This window comes from Marinobacter nauticus ATCC 49840, assembly GCF_000284615.1.
Taxonomy (GTDB): Bacteria; Pseudomonadota; Gammaproteobacteria; order Pseudomonadales; family Oleiphilaceae; genus Marinobacter; species Marinobacter nauticus.
On record NC_017067.1, the window covers coordinates 2786118 to 2805178 of the forward strand.

The window sequence follows — 19061 nt, forward strand, 5'->3', positions numbered from 1 at the left end:
GGCTGCAGGTCATTTCACGTGACGAAAGGTTCGGAAGCAAGCCCATGTCAAATACGTCTCTCGAAAAGAGCAAAATCCGGATCCTGCTGCTGGAAGGCGTGCATCAATCTGCCATTGATACCCTGAATGCCGCGGGTTACACCAATATCGAGTATCTGACCCATTCATTGGGTGAGGAAGAGCTGATCGAGAAGATTGCCGATGCGCACTTCGTTGGTATCCGCTCTCGCACCCAGTTGACCGAGAAAGTATTTGAAGCCGCCAGGAAGCTGGTGGCTGTGGGCTGCTTCTGTATCGGCACCAACCAGGTTGACCTGCAGGCCGCGACCCGCCGTGGCGTGGCCGTGTTCAACGCGCCTTTCTCCAACACCCGTTCCGTGGCAGAACTGGTTCTGGCCCAGGCCATCCTGCTGCTGCGCGGCGTGCCGGAAAAAAACGCCAAAGCCCACCGTGGCGAGTGGCTGAAATCCGCCAAGAACAGCTATGAGATTCGTGGCAAGAAGCTTGGCATCATCGGTTACGGCAACATCGGCACCCAGTTCAGCGTGCTGGCCGAAAGCCTGGGAATGGACGTCTATTTCTACGACGTGGTTTCCAAACTGCCGATCGGTAACGCCACGCAAGTGGGCACGCTACAGGAACTGCTGAACATTTCCGATGTGGTTTCCCTGCACGTACCGGAGACTCCGGCAACCAAATACATGTTCAAGGCCGAGCAGTTTGCCCAGATGAAGCCGGGCAGCATTCTGATGAACGCTTCCCGCGGTACCGTGGTGGATATCGACGCCCTGGCCGATGCGCTGAGTTCCGGTAAACTGCTGGGCGCAGCCATCGACGTATTCCCGGTGGAGCCCAAGTCCAACGACGAAGAGTTTGTCTCTCCACTGCGCGAGTTCGACAACTGCATCCTGACTCCGCACGTGGGTGGCTCAACCATTGAAGCCCAGGAAAACATCGGGCGCGAAGTGGCCGAGAAGCTGGCCATGTACAGCGACAACGGAACCTCCGTTTCTTCGGTGAACTTCCCGGAAGTGGCGCTGCCGTCCCACCCGAACCAGCACCGCCTGCTGCACATTCACGAGAACGTGCCGGGCGTAATGTCGGAAATCAACCAGGTGTTCTCCGAAAACGGCATCAACGTCTGTGGCCAGTACCTGCAAACCAAGGAAGATATTGGTTATGTGGTGGTCGATGTGGACAAGGCCTACGGTGAGCTGGCGCTGGAAAAACTCCGCCAGGTAAAAGGCACTATTCGCTGCCGCGTACTGTTCTGACAGACAGCTGCCTTCAAGAACCGGAGCATCCCCCTGGGAGCTCCGGTTTTTTTATGCCATTTCGGGCCACAACGCCGCATTTCAACAAAACTTCATGCTGCCGCCCTTGAGATTCGGCCATACGTAGCCATGCTGAAAAGTACCAGTCATTCAAACCGGGCCGGAACAGGCCCAGCATGGAGGTAATTATGTCCTTGAAGGAATCTCTGCAGAAGAAACTGGAAACCCAGACCGAGTACTGGAGCAAACAGATCGACAGCCTGCGTGCCGAAGCCGACGAAAAGATGGCCAAGGCAAAGGATGACCAAGCGGAAGCCGAAATTCAGAGAGAGTTTTCAGAGCGCATTCAGTCCGTTGAAGACCACATCGAGACTGCCCGAAGCAAACTGGGCGAACTCAAGGACTCCGGCGAAGATCAGCTGGAGGATCTGAAGAAGCGAATCGACGAATGGCTGCCGAGCAATACCAACTGATTGCTCCTGCCATAAAGCAAAAAGCCCCGGCATAAACCGGGGCTTTTTTGTTGAATGCTGAGCAGGTTATTACTGCATCGGCACCAGTGTCAGCTCAACGCGACGGTTCTGTTCACGACCCGCAGCCGTATCGTTGGAAGCAATCGGGTAGCGCTCGCCATAACCGGTGGCCCGGGTACGACGGGGCTCAATGCCCTGATTCAACAGGAAGTCACGGACAGAAGACGCGCGACGCTCGCTCAACAGCTGGTTGTAGCTGTCTGAACCGGTGCTGTCAGTATGGCCTTCAATCTGGATGATGGTTTTGTCGAACTCTTTCAGAACCAGGGCCACAGACTCAAGAGTGCCGGTAAAACCGGAACGGATGGTGGACTGGTCGGTATCAAAGGTGATGTTACCCGGCATGATCAGGTCGATCTGGTCACCATTACGGACGACGCGAACACCGGTACCTTCCAGCTTCTGGCGCAGCTGGGCCTCCTGGCGATCCATGTAGTAGCCGATACCGCCACCCACGGCCGCACCGCCAGCGGCACCAATCAGTGCGCCTTTGCCACGATCACTGCTGCTGGAGGTTGCTGCGCCAATAGCAGCACCACCGATCGCGCCAATAATACTGCCCTTGGTGGCATTCGAAGTTTTCTCTTCCCCGGTATACGGGTCATAGGTCATACAGCCACTCAGGCCAACAGTTGCTACCGCAAAGGCAAGAATTGTCTTTTTCACTGTCTTCTCCCGCTTCTGTAATCGTTGGTCCGGAGCTTTTGGCACTACAGCCACTGCTTACTCCGAGAATGTATCGATAATGGTATTGAATACCGTCGCCTGCAAATCCTGCGCTTCGTTCACAAGATGATGACGACCGTCCGGTATTCTTCGTTCCTTCACTGAGGAAAATTTATTCCGGATAATCCTCAGATTGTGCTGCCAGTCTACCGTCAGATCCTTCTCACCCTGCACCACGGTGACCGGAAAATCCACCGGCCTCGCCGACTCAATGTGCGGCACCCATTGTCGCAATGCAGTCACCCAATCGACATGAACCGCTCTTGCCTGCAACGGGTCGTGTTCCCGCAGGAACCGAAGAAAGCGGGTATCGCCACTGTTCGGGCCGAATACCCGTTTCCAGCGAGTCAGGAACGGTTTGACCAGACTGTGGAGAATCTTTGCCCCCAGCCAGCCCATAGGCCTTACCAGTGGCGCCAGCAACACCACTTTGCGGAACGCCGAGGACTCCCGGTTGTGGTGGTTCGACAGCAGGTAGTCAATCAATATTGCGCCACCCGTACTCTGCCCCACTGCGTACCAGGGCCCCCGAATCTTGTCCCTGACCTTCGCCATTACTTCCGACAGTACGGCCTGGTACTCCAGGAAACTGCCAATGGCGGCCGGCGTGCCACTCGACAATCCGTGCCCGGGCTGATCGTAGGCCAGAACATCGAAGCCTGCACCAAGACAGCGGTCAATCAATTGGGTATACAGACCCACATGATCAAAATAACCATGCAGAATGAACACCGTGCCTTTCGGGCTGGCGCTCTCCGGCAGCCGGAAGTAATGCACCATCACTTCATGCCGCTCAGCACAGATGTACCCCTGATGGTAGACCACATCCGGATGCTCAACCCAAAGATCAAGGCCATAGAACCGGCAATACGCCTCCATCTCGGAACTCAGTTCCCGGCTGGCGGACGGATCAAACGGTTCCAGACGGTCCAGCAGGGAATGTCTGTCCCAATTCGGTATTTCTATGGTATCTGTTTTCCAGTACACGTAGAGTTAAACGCCTGTCATGAATCCATAAATGCCAGTCATCCTAACGCATTCACAAGGGAGAACACAGATGTTCCAGCCGCTTCTTGAGGCCGGGTTGAGAGGGACCATGCACCGTTTTGTGAAGCCCGTCCTGTCCCGGGCGTTTCCGTTATCGGTGCAGCGCCGATACACCCGGGAAGCTTATCGAACATCCTACCCGCCTAAAGACGTCAGTTTCGCGTGGGAAGACCTGGGCGATGTACCGGTGCTGCGTGCCTCTCCGGAAGACCGTTCTGGAGGCACCGTACTGTATTTTCACGGCGGAGGCTATGTCATGGGGTCGGCCAATACCCACCGCGGCATCGCCGGCCATCTGGCCAAATTATCTGGCTGCGACGTACTGGTACCGGATTACCGGCTGGCGCCGGAGCACCCGTTTCCCGCCGCGCCAGACGATGCCGAAGCCGTATATCTGGCCTTGATCAACCAGGGAGTAAGCCCCGGCTCCATTGCCCTGGCCGGAGATTCCGCCGGCGGCGGTCTGTCGGTGGTACTGGCCATGCGATTGCGGGACCACGGTCATCCACTACCCTCATCCGTCACCTGCTTCTCGCCCTGGACAGATCTGTCAGAAAAGGATCTTTACACTCCGGAATGTGAACCGGTCCTGCACGCTGCCTGGACCTTCAAAGCCGCGAAAATGTATGCCAACGGCGTGCCTTTGACGCACCCGCTGGTGTCGCCTGTCTACGGCGACCTGCGTGGCCTGCCTCCCCTGCTGATTCAGGTCGGAAGCCAGGAAGTTCTGCTCAACGACGCCCGTCGATTGGCGGAGGCGGCCAAACAGGAACACGTGGAAACCACGCTGGAGATCTACAACAATCTCTGGCATGTATTCCAGGTGCACGCCGCGCAGCTTGACCGGGCCAGAGACGCTCTGGCCGTTGCCGGGCGTCACATCAGGCATCATCTTCAAGCCTGACGACACCCCGGATCAAAGCTTCCTTTCGAACCTTGGGCCAGCGCTTGACCTGCCATTCCAGTCGGGAGGCGCGGCTCCTGTCGCCGGCAGGTACATGGAACTCCAGGGTTAACGGCCCTTTACCTCTCAGGCTCCGGGCACCTTTGGGTGCCCCCGCCTGATGCTCGGCAAACCGCCGCTCCACATCTGTGGCAATTCCGGTGTAGAGGCTACCCGATGCGGTGCGAACAAGGTACAGATACCAGTTCTCAGCCATGGTTCAACGCCTGCTCCCGGTCACGGACTTTCTTCTGCTGCAGCCATAATCCCGCAATGATCAGCACCAGCCCGACGTAGGTCGAGGTGAGAATAACTTCGCCCAGAATGAAGTAGATAAACACCAGGGACAGAAAAGGCGAGATAAAAATCAGATTGCTCACTTTCGAGGTGTTTTCTGCTTTTTTCATGGCCTGGGACCACAGCACAAAGGCTATGCCCATTTCAAAAACGCCGACGTAAACCGCAGCGGCCATCGAACTCCCGATCGGCATCGCCAACCCCGCCGTCTGCCAGCACACCAGCACAATGACCGGCAGTCCAAATAGAAAATTAAGAAACAGGCCAACCACCGGGTCCCGGGTATCCCGGGTGGCAATAATCCAGTAAGACGCCCAAACCAGCGTGCTGCCCAACGCCAGCGAGACACCGAGCGGGTCCGAGAATGAGAGCGAAGTTACCGCACCGCGGGTGGCGATCACTACCACTCCGGCGTAACACACCAACCCCGCCAGAATATCGATCCTGCGCAGTTTCTGCCCCAGAAACGGCACCGACAGATAGGCCAGCACCAGTGCCCAGGTGTAATTAAGAGGCTGAGCCTCCTGGGCGGGCAGACGGTCGAACGCACCAAACAGCAGAAAGTAGTACAGACAGGGATTGATCAGCCCCATCAGCATGGACTGCAGGTATTGGCCACGCCGCAAACGGAACACCAGTCCCCAGCGCCCCTGTAGCATGAGGATAGCCGCCATCACGACGATGGATGCGGTACAGGCCACCAGCAGCATCTGAACCGGCGCAAGATCCGCCAGTGACAATTTGAAGGCGGTAGCAACGGTCGACCACAGCAGCACCGTGGCAAGGCCGTACATCATGGCCTGTTTCTGATCAGTCATGCCCATGCTCCAAATCCGACTCCAGCCAGCGATACAGTGTTCTGCGATTAATGCCGAGTATCTGGGCCGCCCGGCGTTTATTACCATCAACGGCAGCCATGACCCGGCGCACGTAATCCTGCTGGAGCATCTCCAAGGTGGGCCATTCGGAAAGTTTCCCGGGCGAAGCGGCAACGGCAGCCTGAACAATCCCGCCCTGGCGCTTCCGGATGCGTTCGGGCAAATGCTCGGGCTGTATGGTATCGCTTTCACAAAAAGTGACCGCCCGCTCAATCGCACTGGACAGCTCACGCACATTGCCCGGGAACGGATAATCGCGGAGTATCCTTAACGTGACGTCACTGAACTTCAGGAACCCCCGGCTGTGACGACGTGCTGCCTCACCCAGAAAATGCATGGCCAGCAATTCAACATCCTCATCCCGCTCCCTCAGGGGAGGCACCGTTAACGACAGGGTTTCGAGACGATAATACAGGTCTTCGCGGAAATGACCCTGCTCAACAGCCCGAAGCAAATCCACATGCGTTGCCGCCAGAATGCGAACATCCACCATTTCCTCATGGTCAGCCCCCACTGGTTTGATGCAGCCCTCCTGCAACACCCGAAGCAGTTTGGCTTGCAGCGCCAATGGCATTTCACCAATCTCGTCCAGCAGCAAGGTGCCACCGTTCGCCTCTGCAAACAGCCCCCTACGGGCCTGCCGTGCACCGGTAAAAGCACCAGCCTCGTGACCGAAGAATTCACTTTCCATCAAGTCTGGCGGTATACCGGCACAATTCACCGCAAGGAACGGCCGTGCTGAGCGCTCACTTTGCTGGTGGATTGCCCTCGCAACCAGCTCTTTCCCGGTTCCACTTTCGCCATTAATCAGAACCGCGGCCTGACTGCGGGCAACCTGGCGAATGTCTGACCTGAGGCGATCCATCATCGCACTGCCGCCGATCAAGCCCATGTTTTCATCGCCGCCGCGCCCGGACTGATACTCCGCCAACTGCCGGTTCAGATCCGCCTGGGCCAGCAACCGTTTGATCTTTAACCGGAGATGATCCGTTGAGAGCGGCTTGGTCAGAAAATCATCAGCGCCGGCCTTCAAAGCATCGACCGCCTGGTCCACCGTCCCAAACGCGGTAATCACGATAAAGGGAATACCGGGATGCTCGGCCTGCTGAAGCGACAGAATCTCCAGACCGTCACCATCGGGCAAGCGCAGATCCGATACGATCAGGCCCGGGCGTTCGTCTGCCAGAGCAGTCCGCGCCTCGGCCACCATACTGACCCTGCGTACGCGGTATCCATCCACTTCCAACTCCTCCATCAGCAGTTGGCCAAGGCTGGCGTCATCTTCGACCAGCAGGATCGTGACAGGCCGGCTGCTCATTGCCCCACCTCTTTCGGAAAATACAGCGCCATACCACAACCACCCAACTCGCTATCAATCACCTCAACGGCCCCCCCGTGTTCTTTCATGACACTCTGAACCACTGCCAGCCCTAACCCCGTGCCTTCGCCGGCCGGGCGGGTGCTGAAGAACGGCTCGAAAACCCTGGCGTGATGCTCCGCCGGTATACCAGGGCCATCGTCCTCGACCCGGAACACCCAAAACTCCCCGGTCTCGCCGACAGAGAGCGCGACTTGTTCCCGGCCAGCCTGACACGCATTTCTCACCACATTCAGACACGCCAGGCCAACCCGGAGCGGCTCCGCCCGTGTCGGCATCGGCCTGTCAAAAGCGTCGGCTTGCAGCGAAACCGCCTGGCAGCGCCTGTCTTCACGGGCGCGGGTAACGACGTCCTCGAGAATGTCTGCCAGGTTTACGGGTCGCCGGGACTCGGGCACATGCCGGAAACAGTCCAGCAGTTGCTGGATAATCATGGTCATCCGGTCCACCTGATGTTCGATATCATCCAGATGCCGTTGCTGCTCCTGCTCCAGCCCGGCCCTGGCCAGAATGCGGGCCCGGCCCTGAATAACGTTCAGAGGCGCCCCCAGTTCGTGAGCTACCCCGCCTGCGACCCGGCCAATCATCGCCACTTTCTCCTGGTATTCCAGCTGTTCTGCCAGCGCCCGTTCCCGGGCAATCCTGTCTTCGATTTCGGCCTCGGCCTCGGCCATTCGTTCGCCCAGAGCACGAATGCCCTGCTGAATCTGACGCAGCTCCTGTGGCCCTGCCCCCGGTGTCTCCAACCGCCAGGCGCCCGGTTGCAGAGAGGCCATGCTCTCCAGCAAACGGTTCACATGTCGCCCCACGGTCCGGTAATGCCCCAGAACGACAACGAGGATGATGGTGGCCGCAATCATCGACCAGATCACCACTGCCCACCAACGGCTGGTGGCTACCAGATCATGGAAATCACTGCGTTGCCGCGTTACCTGCAACAAACCCTGAATCCGCCCGTCTTCCGCAACCAGCGGCGTGAACTGGGAAAACACCGACTCGCCATCCACCCAACGAAACGCGCCCCCGAGCTCACCACTGGCGATTGCCTTTTCGGCGCTGGCGCTATTGGTGACATCGGAGTCAGCAACACCGAGACTGGCCACCCGGTCACCCCCGGCATCAAACACTGAGGCCCCTGAAATGCGCCCGATCTGGAAGATGGATTTCAGGGATTCTCCCAGGACCAGTTCATCGCTTTCGGCCAGCGCCTTACTCACCGGCCCGCTGACCGCTCGCGCCACCAGTTCCAGGTCTTCACGAAGGCGATCGTTCAGAGCGCGCTCTACCGCACCCATGCCAATGTAGATAGCAATGCCACTGAATAGCAGCAGCGGCACCACAATACTGAGCACCAACGTTAGTTGCAGCGAGCGGAACAGTGCTCCCACCCGTTTTCCCATCAACGCCATAAACACCACTCTGCAGAAATGTCACAGTCTTTCTGCCACATGTGGCATTTTGCCACAAGGCAGATTACTGAGCCTTAACCATAAAAAACCAATAACCTTTTGTTTTTATTGTCTTTATAGAGAATTTAAAACCTGGCACGGGAATCGCTACCGGCACATCGACATTCACGAGTTTGTGGCTGGACAACAGAGCCGGCCTCATTAAAACCAGGAGTAAAGCTATGAACAAACTGCTTGTATCCATCACCGCATCTCTGGCACTGCTGGCAACCGCACCGGTGATAGCACAACAGAACCCGGCCCCGGCCGAACAGGGCTCCGGCTACAGCAACCCCGCCGCCGCAGGTAGCCAAAGCACCAATTACAGCGATGCTGAGCTGAAACAATTCATTGAGGCACAATCCGGTGTTATGGAAGTGCGAGAGGAATACATCGAGAAGATCGAATCAGCCGAGTCTCAGCAGAAGGCCCAGGAACTACAGATGGAAGCCAACGACGAGATGGTCTCGGTGATCGAAGACGTTGGTATCGATATCCCCACCTATAACGCCATTGCCACCGCCTATAGCAGTGAGCCGAAGGTACGCAACCGCGTTGACGCTCTGATGTAAATTTCCTGCATCCGGTTCGTCGTCTGGCCCCGCTTCGGCGGGGCTTTTTTGTAGCTGTTCGTCTGGCGTTTACACATCGGCCTTTTCTCCTCGGTCTGTTGTGTTACCTTTTCCCTCTAGACTCAAATGCGCCGGATTCTGGAGCCCTGAATACAATGACCAAACGCCACCCGCTTCTCAGCTTCAGCCTCGTTGCCACTGCGGCAGTGATGCTGCTGACCGGCTGCTCCGACAATGGCTCCTCGTCAGCCGCGCAGAGTACGGCGAACGGCAAACCAGAGTATCCGGTCACCTGGCGCTTTGCCCTGGAAGAGATTGAAGGCAGTGTTCAGCATCTTTACGCACAGCAGTTCAGGGAACAGGTCGAAGCGCTGTCTGGTGGAAGGATTGAGGTCGATGTCTTTCCTTACGGCTCTTTGGGCACCTCAGCCCAACTGACAGAACTGACTCGCAACGGCTCAGTCAACCTGGCCTTTGCCTCACCCGGCCACCTGGCCGATACCGTTCCGGAAACCGGCCTGTTTAATCTTCACTTCCTGCTTCCGGAAGAACAGGAACCAGCCCGCCGCCTTCTGGAGGCGCCCGCGTTTATTTCCGCATTTGAACCGGCCTACCACAACGCTGGCCTGCAACTGCTGGGGTTCGTGCCGGAAGGCTGGATGACCTGGACGGCCAACAACCCCCTGAGAACCCCCGCTGATTTCCAGGGGTTAAGATTTCGCACCATGACCTCGGAAACCGCAGCAGAGGCTTTCCGAAGCTATGGTGCTGACCCCGTACAGACGCCTTTCGCCCAGGTATACAGCGATCTCCAGCTCGGCAACATCGACGGCCAGAGCAACCCGGTGTTTGCTATTGAGGAAATGGGGTTCAATGAAGTCCAGAACGTCATGACCATGGCCAGGGCCTCACGGTTTATCGCATCTGTTGTGGCCAATGAGGACTGGTTCGCAGGACTCCCCTCGCAGGAACGGAAATGGCTGGAGGAAACCATTGCACAGTTATCCGAGGAAGCCTGGACTCTCCAGGAGGACCTGAACAAGGAGCGGCTGGAGACCATACTGGAACAGGGCGGTATCCGGGTCGTACGGCTGACGGAAGCTGAAAGGGCGGCCTTCCGCGATGCGAGCCTGCCCGCCCGGCGACGCTTTATCGAACTGACCGGAGAGAAAGGCCAGGCGCTGATTCAGCGGGCAACGTCGATTGCGGGTGACTGATCAGCCCGGCCCGGATCAGGCTTTCTGAGCCTGCAGATAAGGGTAGGAGACCATCGGGACACCCTCGTCACCACAGATCTCCGCGGCCCTTGCGGTCAGGTCTGAAATGAAACGCGCCTGCTCTCTGGGCTCCAGCGGGTAGGCTTTCAACCGATAGCACATACCGGCTTCCCGTGCGGCAACCGTGACCAGCACCGGCTGGTAGGTTTTGGTGAGCGGGCAGGCAAAGATCGCATCCCGGAACAGGCCCAGCATCCGGCCGACATCGTGGTTCGGGTCCAGAAAAACCTCGGCCACGCACATCAGGTTATCCGTGCCGTCATTGCCATTGGCCAGCAGTGTATTCCACAGCAGGCTGTGGGGAATCACAATCACGGTATCATCCAGCGTCACGATTTCTGCGGCCCGGGTACCGATACTCCGCACCTCACCATAGCGACCGTTCACTTCGATCCAGTCACCCGGTCGGTAAGGCATTTCATAGAGCGTAACGATACCTGCAATGAGGCTGTTGGCGTAGTCCTTGAACGCAAAACCCAAGGCAAGACCCAGGGCACCGAAGATGGCAATCATGTTCTCGAATGAGGGTTCCACCAGAATGGGCACCACCACAATGATCGTCAGAACAATGACCAGAAGCCGGAAAAGAGGAACGGATGCGAGAAGGTACAGCCTCGGTTTTCCCGATAGTTTCGCAGCCAGTACCGGAACTGCTTTCTGAACCATCAGGATCAGCAACGAAGCCGCAACGATGACCGCCAGGGCTTCCAGCAAAGCCTCGGAGGTAATTGAAGACAGTGCGTCCTTGATACCGAAATCGCCCATAACCGTTTCTCCTAGAAGCTGTCCACCGGATACCCTTTGGATTGCAGATACCGCCGGACAGCCGGATACGCCAATGCCTGCACCCGAAAGATGCCTTCCTGCTCATCCCCGGTCACTACATCGGCTCGTTCCAGCCGGGACAGCGCTATCCGCAATTCCTCGCCAGGCAACCCCGACGTCAGCTCCAGCTGCCCCAGGCTCAGGCCGCCATGCATCAACAACGCATGCAGCAGGTAGCCGGACCGCCGGGCTGAACTCTGGGGCACGGCAGGCAAACTCAGCTGATCCAGTGGCGCCACCCAGCACTGGCGGCCCTCTTGATGTGCATCCCCTTCCCCTTGCTGCTGCGCCTCATCCTCGGGCCGTGCCCGAAGAGTTCGGCGCCAGATAGCCAGGGCAACCCCCGGATTTCCCCGAGCCAAAGTGGCCAGATCCCGGGTAAACAGGCTGTATTTTCGCTCGTCGTCCCCGGTTGGCGCCGGCAGTACATACAGGCCATCCTGGGTCATTCTCGCCGTCAGTGGTCCTTGCGAGCGCTCCCCCGCCAGATGTCCAAGCCAGTTGGTAAGACGATCCCCCGACAAAGGGCTGGGGGTTAATGGGGCCAGGTGGAGCTCTGGCAGGTACTGAGTCCAGAACTGCCAACACCAGCTGGAACAGCCAATGATGCCCTCACCCACTTTATCCCGCGCCAGGCGCGCGAATAATTCACGCAACAAGCCAAGACCGGACCGGTGTCGCAGCCAGAAATCTGCCAGTTCCGGTATTACCCAGTCATCGTCCTGAAGCTGGTGATCCCACCAGCCGGTAATGTCTCTTTCAGGCATTAACAGATTGTCCGGCGGGGCGATCACCCGCCGACCCGAGGCCCCCAAAGCTTCGGCAATACCTGAGAATGGTGGTGCCACCAGAAAACTGGCCTTGCGAGACTGCCCGCCTGACCGGCGCAACTGTTCCAGCGCGTTCAATAAAGCCCGGGCAAGTTCTTCACGATCCGGTACCGGGGCATAGTCCTGAATCTGGCGTTCCGACAGGGTAGGCAAATCATCCAGACTTCTGAACGCCTGTTCATCGGGATGAATGCCTGCTTTTAACTGATCCAGAATATCCCGGAGACCACTGCGAATGGTTCTGCGGACGGAGGTCTCCGGAACACGCCATTGCTCCAGAGGAATCAGTCCGCCAGGCAGGCATGGGTGATCAGCTTGGTTGTTGTCAGTCAACGGCGATACTCCGGGCCTATTCAGGCACCAGCCAGTCCATGGAGGGCGACAGCCCGAGCCGGCCCGGGCCGGTCAGATCCGACATCATGGCCGCAAAGCGTTCATCAAACCCCCAGGGTGGATTCACAATCAGCATGCCGGAACCCACCATGCCCCGTTCGGGCGGCTGATCCAGCATAACCTCGCACTGAAGAATCTTGCGCACTGAACCGGACGCCCTCAGCGAATCCATCAGCTGTTGCTCCAGGCCACTGGTTAACAGGGGATACCAAATAAGATAGACGCCATGGCGGCATTTTTTCCACGCGGCCATCAATGTCCGGGCTACGGCCTCATAATCGGTTTTGATTTCGTAAGAAGGATCAATCAGCGCCAACAGTCGCGGCTGTGCCGGCGGCAGACAATTCAGGAGCCCTTTCAGGCCATCCTCATGGCGCACCTTCACCCCCGATTCATCAGCCCACTGAGTCAGCTGACGCTCTTCCGAAGGGTGCAGCTCGAAAGCGGTGACGGAATCACCCGGTCGGCAAAATTCCGCAAACCATGCCGGTGAGCCCGGATACGTCTGCAGCAGCCCATTACCCGGGTTGTACCGCGCCAATACCTCCAGAACCGGCTGCCAGTCGCCGGAGGCCAGTTGCTCCCGGACCCGCCACAAGGCCTGAACACCCCCGTCAGCTTCCGCAGTTTTTCGGGCCCGCTCGCTGCCAAGATCGTAACGGGCACTGCCCGCGTGGGTGTCAAAACAGGCTATGGCAGATTTCTTGGATTGCATCATGGCCAGCACCAGTGACAGTGCGGCATGCTTCTGAACATCGGCAAAGTTGCCGGCGTGGAAGGCGTGAAGATAACTCAGCATAAAAGGCTCCCGGAATCAGGAGCCCATTAAGCCGCAGTCACCTCAGCCAAGCAAGTGGCCTCAGAAATCCAGACCGAGCGTGAGCCACAATTGCCGGCCGGGCTCAATGCCCGAATCGCCTTCAGACACCGTGTACACACGGTCGTTCAATACATTCTTCACTTCAGCGCCGGTCACCAGCACGGTGTCGCCAACCATCGGGATGCGGTAATCGATACCCAGATCGAACAGAAGGGTGGCTTTTCGCTCCTCGTCCTCATAGACCGTCAGGCTTTCGCGGACAACTTCACCACCGTTATCGATCAGCTCACCTTCAACCTGACGACCGGTTCGTTTTATCTGGTCGTAGGCGCCACGATAGCGGGCATTGGCCGAGGCACTGAGCTGCTCTGAGAAGCGGTGGGCCACACCCACATTCACGACAATCGGTCGATTGAAATCGCTGCGTAGGATGTCCAGCTCGCCATAAGGCATGCGTTTGCCTTTATAGGAAACATATTCTGAAGAAGAGGTATTATCAATCGGGTCGTCGTAATCGGCATTGTTGGTCTTGGTTTCAGACCAGGTGCCATGCACGCTGATCAGCGTGTTGCCGTAGACAGCGTTCCAACCGAGGGAGACGCCCAGGTACTCGCTGCTGCCGTCATTGTTCATGATGTAGTAGCGGTAGCCGTCTTCCCGGGTCTCTGTTTCGGTGCGGGCAAACTCGTCCTGATTGTCCCGCTTCACCACTTTGAGAGTCATCACACCGCCCAACAGCGCTTGCTCAAGCCCAACGGTTTGCTCATCGCTGTAAGGTGTTGCCATATCGTCAAAGACATAACGGTAATCGCCCTGCCCGGACTCACGCTGCCAGTCTGTAACAATGTTCTGCTCGGTGCTTCGGTATTCACGATAGTAAGGCGCCCGGGCCTCCCGCAGTTTATAGGTCAGCAGGGCCGCCCCGTAGTAACGGTTATAGCCGGCAATCAGTCGAGTACTGGCATTACCAAAGACATCCAGAGTTGCCCGGGACCGGAACGCTAAGTCGTGGTTCTTGAGGAAGTCATTGTAGTCATAGCGCACCCCCAGGGTGCCGCTCAGCCGTTGCCAGGCCAGGGTGCTCTCCGCATAGAGTGCAGCCTCGTTCAGGCGCACCGTCACATCGTCGGCTTCATACACCCGCCGGCCGGAAAAGTACTGCTCTTCCTGCACGCAGTCGTCGACTATACCCCGGCACTGCACGTCGCTATTGACGACCGCATTGTCGTAAACGAAGAGCGTTTTATCCCGCTGGTAACGGTAGCTGCTCTGGCTGATTTCACTACCGGCCTCATGACGAAATTCAACGCCCCCAACTGTGACGGGCAAGGCTTTCAAACGATAGGCCAGAGTGGCTGATTCCTGAACCATATCCAGGTCGCCGTAGCCCCCTTCCCGACTGAGGCCGACGTCTGCCTCACGCCCCCACTGACGGCTTCGGGTGTTTTCCCAATTGTAGAAGCCATTGGGGGCTTCCCGGTTGTTCACACTCCGGGTCCAGCCCAGGTCAATTTTATGCTCAACCGCCTCACCGAGATAGTCGTACCCTGCCTTGAGGCTGTAGCCGCCGCCTTCCACCGAATAGTCACTGCCCTTTACGTCGGTGAGAAAACTTTCGCTTTCGAACGGCGCGTAAGTGGCAGAAATATCCAACACCCCACTGGCACCCAGTTCCGACGTCAGCTTGACCAGGACATTCTGGTTACGCTGAACCCGGTTGCGGGTTTCTCCCAGAGTGACGTCCGGGGTCTCGGAATAGGCCTGGCTGGCACTGGTCAGAATCCCGACAGAGTCAGTCATCGGCGTTGAGTAATGGAAGTTGGCCCGATAACGCTCAAATTCAGGTTCCGAAGGCGGCATGGGGGGCAGCGCCTGGGATTCCGGATCCCAGTCCCGGGTAAAGGTCCTGAACTGGGTCCACTGGCTGCGGGTGCCGCTGACACTCAGCTTTCCTTCCGCATCATTCCCGGCCCTGCGGGTAGTCGCATCCACAACCCCGCCGGTAAAACCTCCGTATGCCGCCGGCACGTTGCTGTCATACACTTTCAGCTCGCCGATCAGGTCCGCATCCAGAAACAGTGCCTGCTCATGACCGCCGATGTCATCAATGCCAGAGCCGTCGCTGTCGGAGGCCGGATCCAGGCGATTGCTGTTACCCAATCCGTCTACGACAAACTGGTTCTCATAGAATCGGCCACCGGATATCGAGATGGACTCGGGCTTCAGATCCGTCAGCCCATCCACACCCTCGCTGTCCTCGCCAAACTGGATACCCGGAACCAGTTTCAGAACGCCTTCAAGGCCGCCATCCACGGCACCAAACTGTTCAATATAGTCCCGCTCGAATACGTATTCACCAGCGCCGGTTTCACCCACACCACCCGGGTTGGCAACGGGCGCGGTTATAACGAGTTCAGGCAGTTGCTTCGCGGCGGAATGATCAGTGCTGTCTTGTGCCACCACACCGTGACTGATCACCGACAAGGTGACCAGTAACGGGCTTGATGACCAGCGCCGTGGTGGAATACGACAGAGGCGCTGGCCGGTTCCTGCAAGCTTCACAGTTCACAAACAGAACAATAGGGTGTTGCATCCGATGCATTCGCGATACCGTCTCCATCGATATCATCATCCAGGGAAACCGCGAGGGCGTCGCGCTCCTGCTGGGTGCTTGCCGGGCTGAAGAAGTCCGGCAAGCCGTCTTTGTCGAAGTCGAACCTCACAACCGTTGAGTCAGGATAGTCGCCATAGGAAGCGTACCCCTTCGCAACCAGAGCCAGTCGGGCGTTTCTGCTAGTGGAGTAATCTGCTTCCTGAGCAAGCCGTTCAGCATCGTCAAAGAATTGTGCGCTTGCCAACAAAACAATCACGACTCTCAGGTAGTTTTCTCGATCTTCCGGATCATTGATGGCCGCAATCAACGGAAGTGCACCGGATGCGCCGTCCGAACCGATCAAACCGTTTCTGAGTTGGATACGGGCACGCTCGGCCGCCTCGGGCTCTCCCGCTGCAATGCCGTCTCCGGCAATGCGACCACGGATAATATCCAGCATCTGTTGCTGATACGCTGCAACATCAAGGTGCTCGTCAATGCCGTCTTCAATCTGGCTTTGTGAATCCGTCTCGACGGCAATGGCGGCCGCCAGATTCATGGCCTCATCCATCGCCAGAGTGGCGAGCGCGAAGTCCCCCGCATTGGCAGCGAAGATAGCAATCTGGGTTTTCTGATAGGACTGCTCGGCCTTGTCACCCATCACATCGATCAAGGCATTCCAGGACGGAACATAGACAAGACTTTGTGCATATTCACCGATGAACTGGTAACTCTCGGCGAGAAGAGCATAGGCGTCTGCCTGCTCGACGGTAGACCAGAGCGCCATGCGGTTCTCTACCGCAGCCGAACATTCATTCATGCGGGTCCGCGCCTTCGCAGGTTCGCCGAACCAGTCATAGAGTTTGGCAACTTTACGGCAGCCCTGACCGATGTAGGAGCTTGGCCTCGTTTCAGAAGCCGCAAATTCGGGCGACAGGGTAATCTCAAAGGCGATATCAGCAATCGCCAGAGCTTCCACAGCGTATCCCTCATCCCAAAGTCGCCGGGAGAGATAACGGAACCCTCCGTCCTTCCGACCGGTGCCGGTGTACGTCAACAACTCAACAACGTCGGCCAGATCGTCGGTACGACCGGTGATCAGCACCACAGCATCATTAATTCTATTGCTCTGATCGGACTTAGCCAGCTCCAGCGCCTCGTATACGGAGAATGCTGCAAGGGCATCCGCTTCGTAGGCTTTATCGTTAGCCACATCATAAGGCCGTACTTTTTCCTCAAGCAGGCTCTTGAAGCGCTCATCCAGGCCCAACAAACCGTAGGCATCGGCATAATTCTTGGCATAAATAACGGACGCCTGATTACAACCGATATCAAGCAGAGCCTCGAATTCATCCAGGGTCTTCTTCAGCTTTTCATATTCACCAAGCGACCCATAAAACTCCGCAACACTCGCGAGCTGAAGCGTCTTTATGGCGTAACACTTGTCAGCGGACTCCCGTGCTCCCATCGATGACACCACCTCGTGGAAAAAGGACGCGGCCTCACGAGCGCGATCATAGGACTCACCGACGGAACCGTTACCAATCGCCTCAAGCACCAGAGCCTCGGCGTTATTGCCGACGCCAACGGCCAGCCTCGCATAGGCAGTGGTGTATGGCTGCCCTTTCTGACTCTTGATATAGGCTCTTACCCCGGCCATTGCCTCATCCGCTTTCTGCGGAAAGCCCGCGTTACGATAGTCACCACTTAACGTCTGGTAGAAGGATGCATCATCTGCACTTACCAGTGGGACACCATTTTCGTCCTCCAAAACCTTGAGGTACTGGTTATAGAATTCAAGCGCTTTGTCCCACGCTTCAATCGCATCTTCGGTCTTACCTTGCCCCTCAAGAACGCGTCCCACCTCTTGGAATGCCTCGCCCTTCCATGAAGATTGAAAAACTGAGGTCTGTGCCATCAACTCGGCCTGATCTATAAATCCGGCATCGGCGAGCCCCCGCACAACAGACACATACACCGGATCGGTAACCTGATCATCCATCACCCCATCAAACAGTCGGGCAGCCCGATAATATGGAGACAGATCAGAACGGAAGAAGTACTCCACCCGCGCCGCGTTGTCGTCGCCAAGCTCTTCCCCCACCGCAAGCGGCAGCGTACTGTCGACCACTTCGGTGTCAGCCAGCAAGGGCAGGAGGTTTTCCGGGTCAATGGGTTGGGGCACGGTGAAATCTGACGCAGCAATGGCCTCGGCACTCAGGGCATTGATCACCACCACATAGCGGGCAATGTTCAGTAGGGCGGCGCTGTCGGCAGGCAGGCCCCGCTGGTTCAGGGCGTCAAAAATGGCATCGGCCAGGGCATTGAGGTTGGCCTGTTCTCTGTCACTGGCCGGTTGGAAATCAAGGTTGTTGCTAAGGTAGTCAGCGACACCCTTGCGGATGTTGAGCCGGTTCAGTTCGCGAACCATGGCCTCTGCGTTGGCCGGCGCTTCCGCCAGGCTATCCAGCGCAGCAATTCGGCTTTGCACGGCCCGCAGTCGAGAGACCACTGCGGCCGGCAGACCAGCATCGGCGACCAGAAGGTCTGCGGTATCACCGAGATTGCCGTTGGCCATTTGCAGTTTATCCAGCAGGCTACTGGTACTGTCAGCTGCACCTTTCATGGCCACCATCAACTCAGTCAACAGCATGCTGGCGCGCTGGGTTGCAGCCGAATTGGCCGGATCGGATTCCAGTTCTTGTTCGGTCAGGCCCAGCATACTTGCAAAACCTGCCAACGTTCCGCCCTCGCGCTCATAGGCCAGCGCCAGTGTTGTCAGCGGGGTGACCATGATTTCTGAGCCCGTGCGCAAACGGGCCTCCAGCGTAATTCCCTGAAGATCCTGGCCTGTTTCCACATCCCTTCCACCAACGGCCACCACGCGGGCCCCCGCCAAATCGACAGAAGAAGACAACTTGAACGAAAACTGTCCCGTTTGGTCCGTTATCTGAATCCGGGTTAGAGCGTCGCCCTGAGCATCAACCAGCCGAACCGCCGCTCCCTCTATGGCGGGGTCCGTCACGGTGCCAACTACGCTGGCGGTGGTGCTCGCCCCTCCCCCATCCGAACTACTACCCGAGGAACCGCCACAAGCGGACATTACCAGTGCGGATAAAAACACCAGGCCAACCCGCAACGATCGGAACACAGAAGGCAACAAGCGCCAACGACTCATGAGAGCAACTCCTAACTGTCGGTTGATTCGTTTTTGATATATGTAAATT

Annotated in this window: 16 protein-coding genes; 5 read left to right on the forward strand and 11 right to left on the reverse strand. The window is 57.5% G+C overall.

Features of this window, described 5'->3' with window-relative positions:
- Positions 1–44: 44 nt before the first annotated feature.
- Complete coding sequence (gene serA / locus MARHY_RS12930) at positions 45–1274, forward strand: phosphoglycerate dehydrogenase (protein ID WP_011786263.1); 1230 nt, start codon at positions 45–47, stop codon at positions 1272–1274.
- A 188-nt stretch (positions 1275–1462) separates the two neighbouring features.
- Positions 1463–1747, forward strand: coding sequence for a sll1863 family stress response protein (locus MARHY_RS12935; RefSeq protein WP_014422185.1), 285 nt, complete (start codon positions 1463–1465; stop codon positions 1745–1747).
- A 69-nt stretch (positions 1748–1816) separates the two neighbouring features.
- On the opposite strand, the gene MARHY_RS12940 is transcribed toward MARHY_RS12935, so the two are convergent.
- Together MARHY_RS12940 and MARHY_RS12945 are read right to left on the reverse strand one after the other, a co-directional pair.
- Positions 1817–2473 carry a YiaD family glycine zipper/OmpA-like lipoprotein gene (locus MARHY_RS12940; RefSeq protein WP_014422186.1) on the reverse strand — a complete coding sequence of 219 codons (657 nt, stop codon included), beginning with the start codon at positions 2471–2473 and terminating at the stop codon, positions 1817–1819.
- Between the two features lie 57 nt (positions 2474–2530).
- A complete protein-coding gene (locus MARHY_RS12945; RefSeq protein WP_011786266.1) occupies positions 2531–3520 on the reverse strand; it encodes an alpha/beta hydrolase in 990 nt (329 codons plus the stop codon).
- Positions 3521–3590: 70 nt separating this feature from the next.
- Between MARHY_RS12945 and MARHY_RS12950 the strand changes: the two genes are divergently transcribed.
- The gene (locus MARHY_RS12950; RefSeq protein WP_014422187.1) at positions 3591–4484 is read left to right on the forward strand and encodes an alpha/beta hydrolase; all 894 of its coding nucleotides are present in this window, start codon (positions 3591–3593) and stop codon (positions 4482–4484) included.
- Here MARHY_RS12950 and MARHY_RS12955 read toward each other — a convergent pair.
- Genes MARHY_RS12955 through MARHY_RS12970 form a run of 4 tightly spaced genes read right to left on the reverse strand, consistent with a single transcriptional unit; the run spans position 4462 to position 8485 of the window.
- Positions 4462–4740 carry a GIY-YIG nuclease family protein gene (locus MARHY_RS12955; RefSeq protein WP_014422188.1) on the reverse strand — a complete coding sequence of 93 codons (279 nt, stop codon included), beginning with the start codon at positions 4738–4740 and terminating at the stop codon, positions 4462–4464. The two genes, MARHY_RS12950 and MARHY_RS12955, sit on opposite strands and share 23 nt — an antisense overlap.
- Positions 4733–5638, reverse strand: coding sequence for a DMT family transporter (locus tag MARHY_RS12960; RefSeq protein WP_041655577.1), 906 nt, complete (start codon positions 5636–5638; stop codon positions 4733–4735). Before MARHY_RS12960 ends, MARHY_RS12955 begins: the two co-directional genes overlap by 8 nt.
- On the reverse strand, positions 5631–7016 hold the full coding sequence (locus MARHY_RS12965) for a sigma-54-dependent transcriptional regulator (RefSeq protein WP_014422190.1): 1386 nt from the start codon (positions 7014–7016) through the stop codon (positions 5631–5633). Before MARHY_RS12965 ends, MARHY_RS12960 begins: the two co-directional genes overlap by 8 nt.
- Complete coding sequence (locus tag MARHY_RS12970) at positions 7013–8485, reverse strand: ATP-binding protein (protein WP_014422191.1); 1473 nt, start codon at positions 8483–8485, stop codon at positions 7013–7015. The genes MARHY_RS12965 and MARHY_RS12970 overlap by 4 nt, the downstream gene beginning before the upstream one ends.
- A 221-nt stretch (positions 8486–8706) precedes the next feature.
- Here MARHY_RS12970 and MARHY_RS12975 point away from each other — a divergent pair, with 221 nt between their 5' ends.
- Positions 8707–9096 carry a DUF4168 domain-containing protein gene (locus tag MARHY_RS12975; RefSeq protein ID WP_014422193.1) on the forward strand — a complete coding sequence of 130 codons (390 nt, stop codon included), beginning with the start codon at positions 8707–8709 and terminating at the stop codon, positions 9094–9096.
- A 155-nt stretch (positions 9097–9251) separates the two neighbouring features.
- Positions 9252–10313: a TRAP transporter substrate-binding protein DctP gene (gene dctP, locus MARHY_RS12980; protein ID WP_014422194.1), complete on the forward strand. Its 1062-nt coding sequence runs from the start codon at positions 9252–9254 to the stop codon at positions 10311–10313.
- A 15-nt stretch (positions 10314–10328) separates the two neighbouring features.
- Here dctP and MARHY_RS12985 read toward each other — a convergent pair whose 3' ends face one another.
- The 5 genes from MARHY_RS12985 to MARHY_RS13005 are packed head-to-tail and all read right to left on the reverse strand — an operon-like array spanning position 10329 to position 19012.
- A complete protein-coding gene (locus tag MARHY_RS12985; protein ID WP_011786274.1) occupies positions 10329–11138 on the reverse strand; it encodes a mechanosensitive ion channel family protein in 810 nt (269 codons plus the stop codon).
- 11 nt (positions 11139–11149) lie between these two features.
- Positions 11150–12361 (reverse strand): hypothetical protein, encoded by a 1212-nt coding sequence (locus MARHY_RS12990; protein WP_014422195.1) that lies wholly within the window; start codon positions 12359–12361, stop codon positions 11150–11152.
- Between the two features lie 16 nt (positions 12362–12377).
- Positions 12378–13220, reverse strand: a complete 843-nt coding sequence (locus MARHY_RS12995) for a 23S rRNA (adenine(2030)-N(6))-methyltransferase RlmJ (RefSeq protein WP_014422196.1) — start codon at positions 13218–13220, stop codon at positions 12378–12380.
- 60 nt (positions 13221–13280) lie between these two features.
- Entirely contained in the window at positions 13281–15803 is a 2523-nt protein-coding gene (locus tag MARHY_RS13000) for a TonB-dependent receptor plug domain-containing protein (protein WP_014422197.1), read from the reverse strand.
- The gene (locus MARHY_RS13005; RefSeq protein ID WP_014422198.1) at positions 15800–19012 is read right to left on the reverse strand and encodes a carboxypeptidase-like regulatory domain-containing protein; all 3213 of its coding nucleotides are present in this window, start codon (positions 19010–19012) and stop codon (positions 15800–15802) included. The genes MARHY_RS13000 and MARHY_RS13005 overlap by 4 nt, the downstream gene beginning before the upstream one ends.
- Positions 19013–19061: the final 49 nt, after the last annotated feature.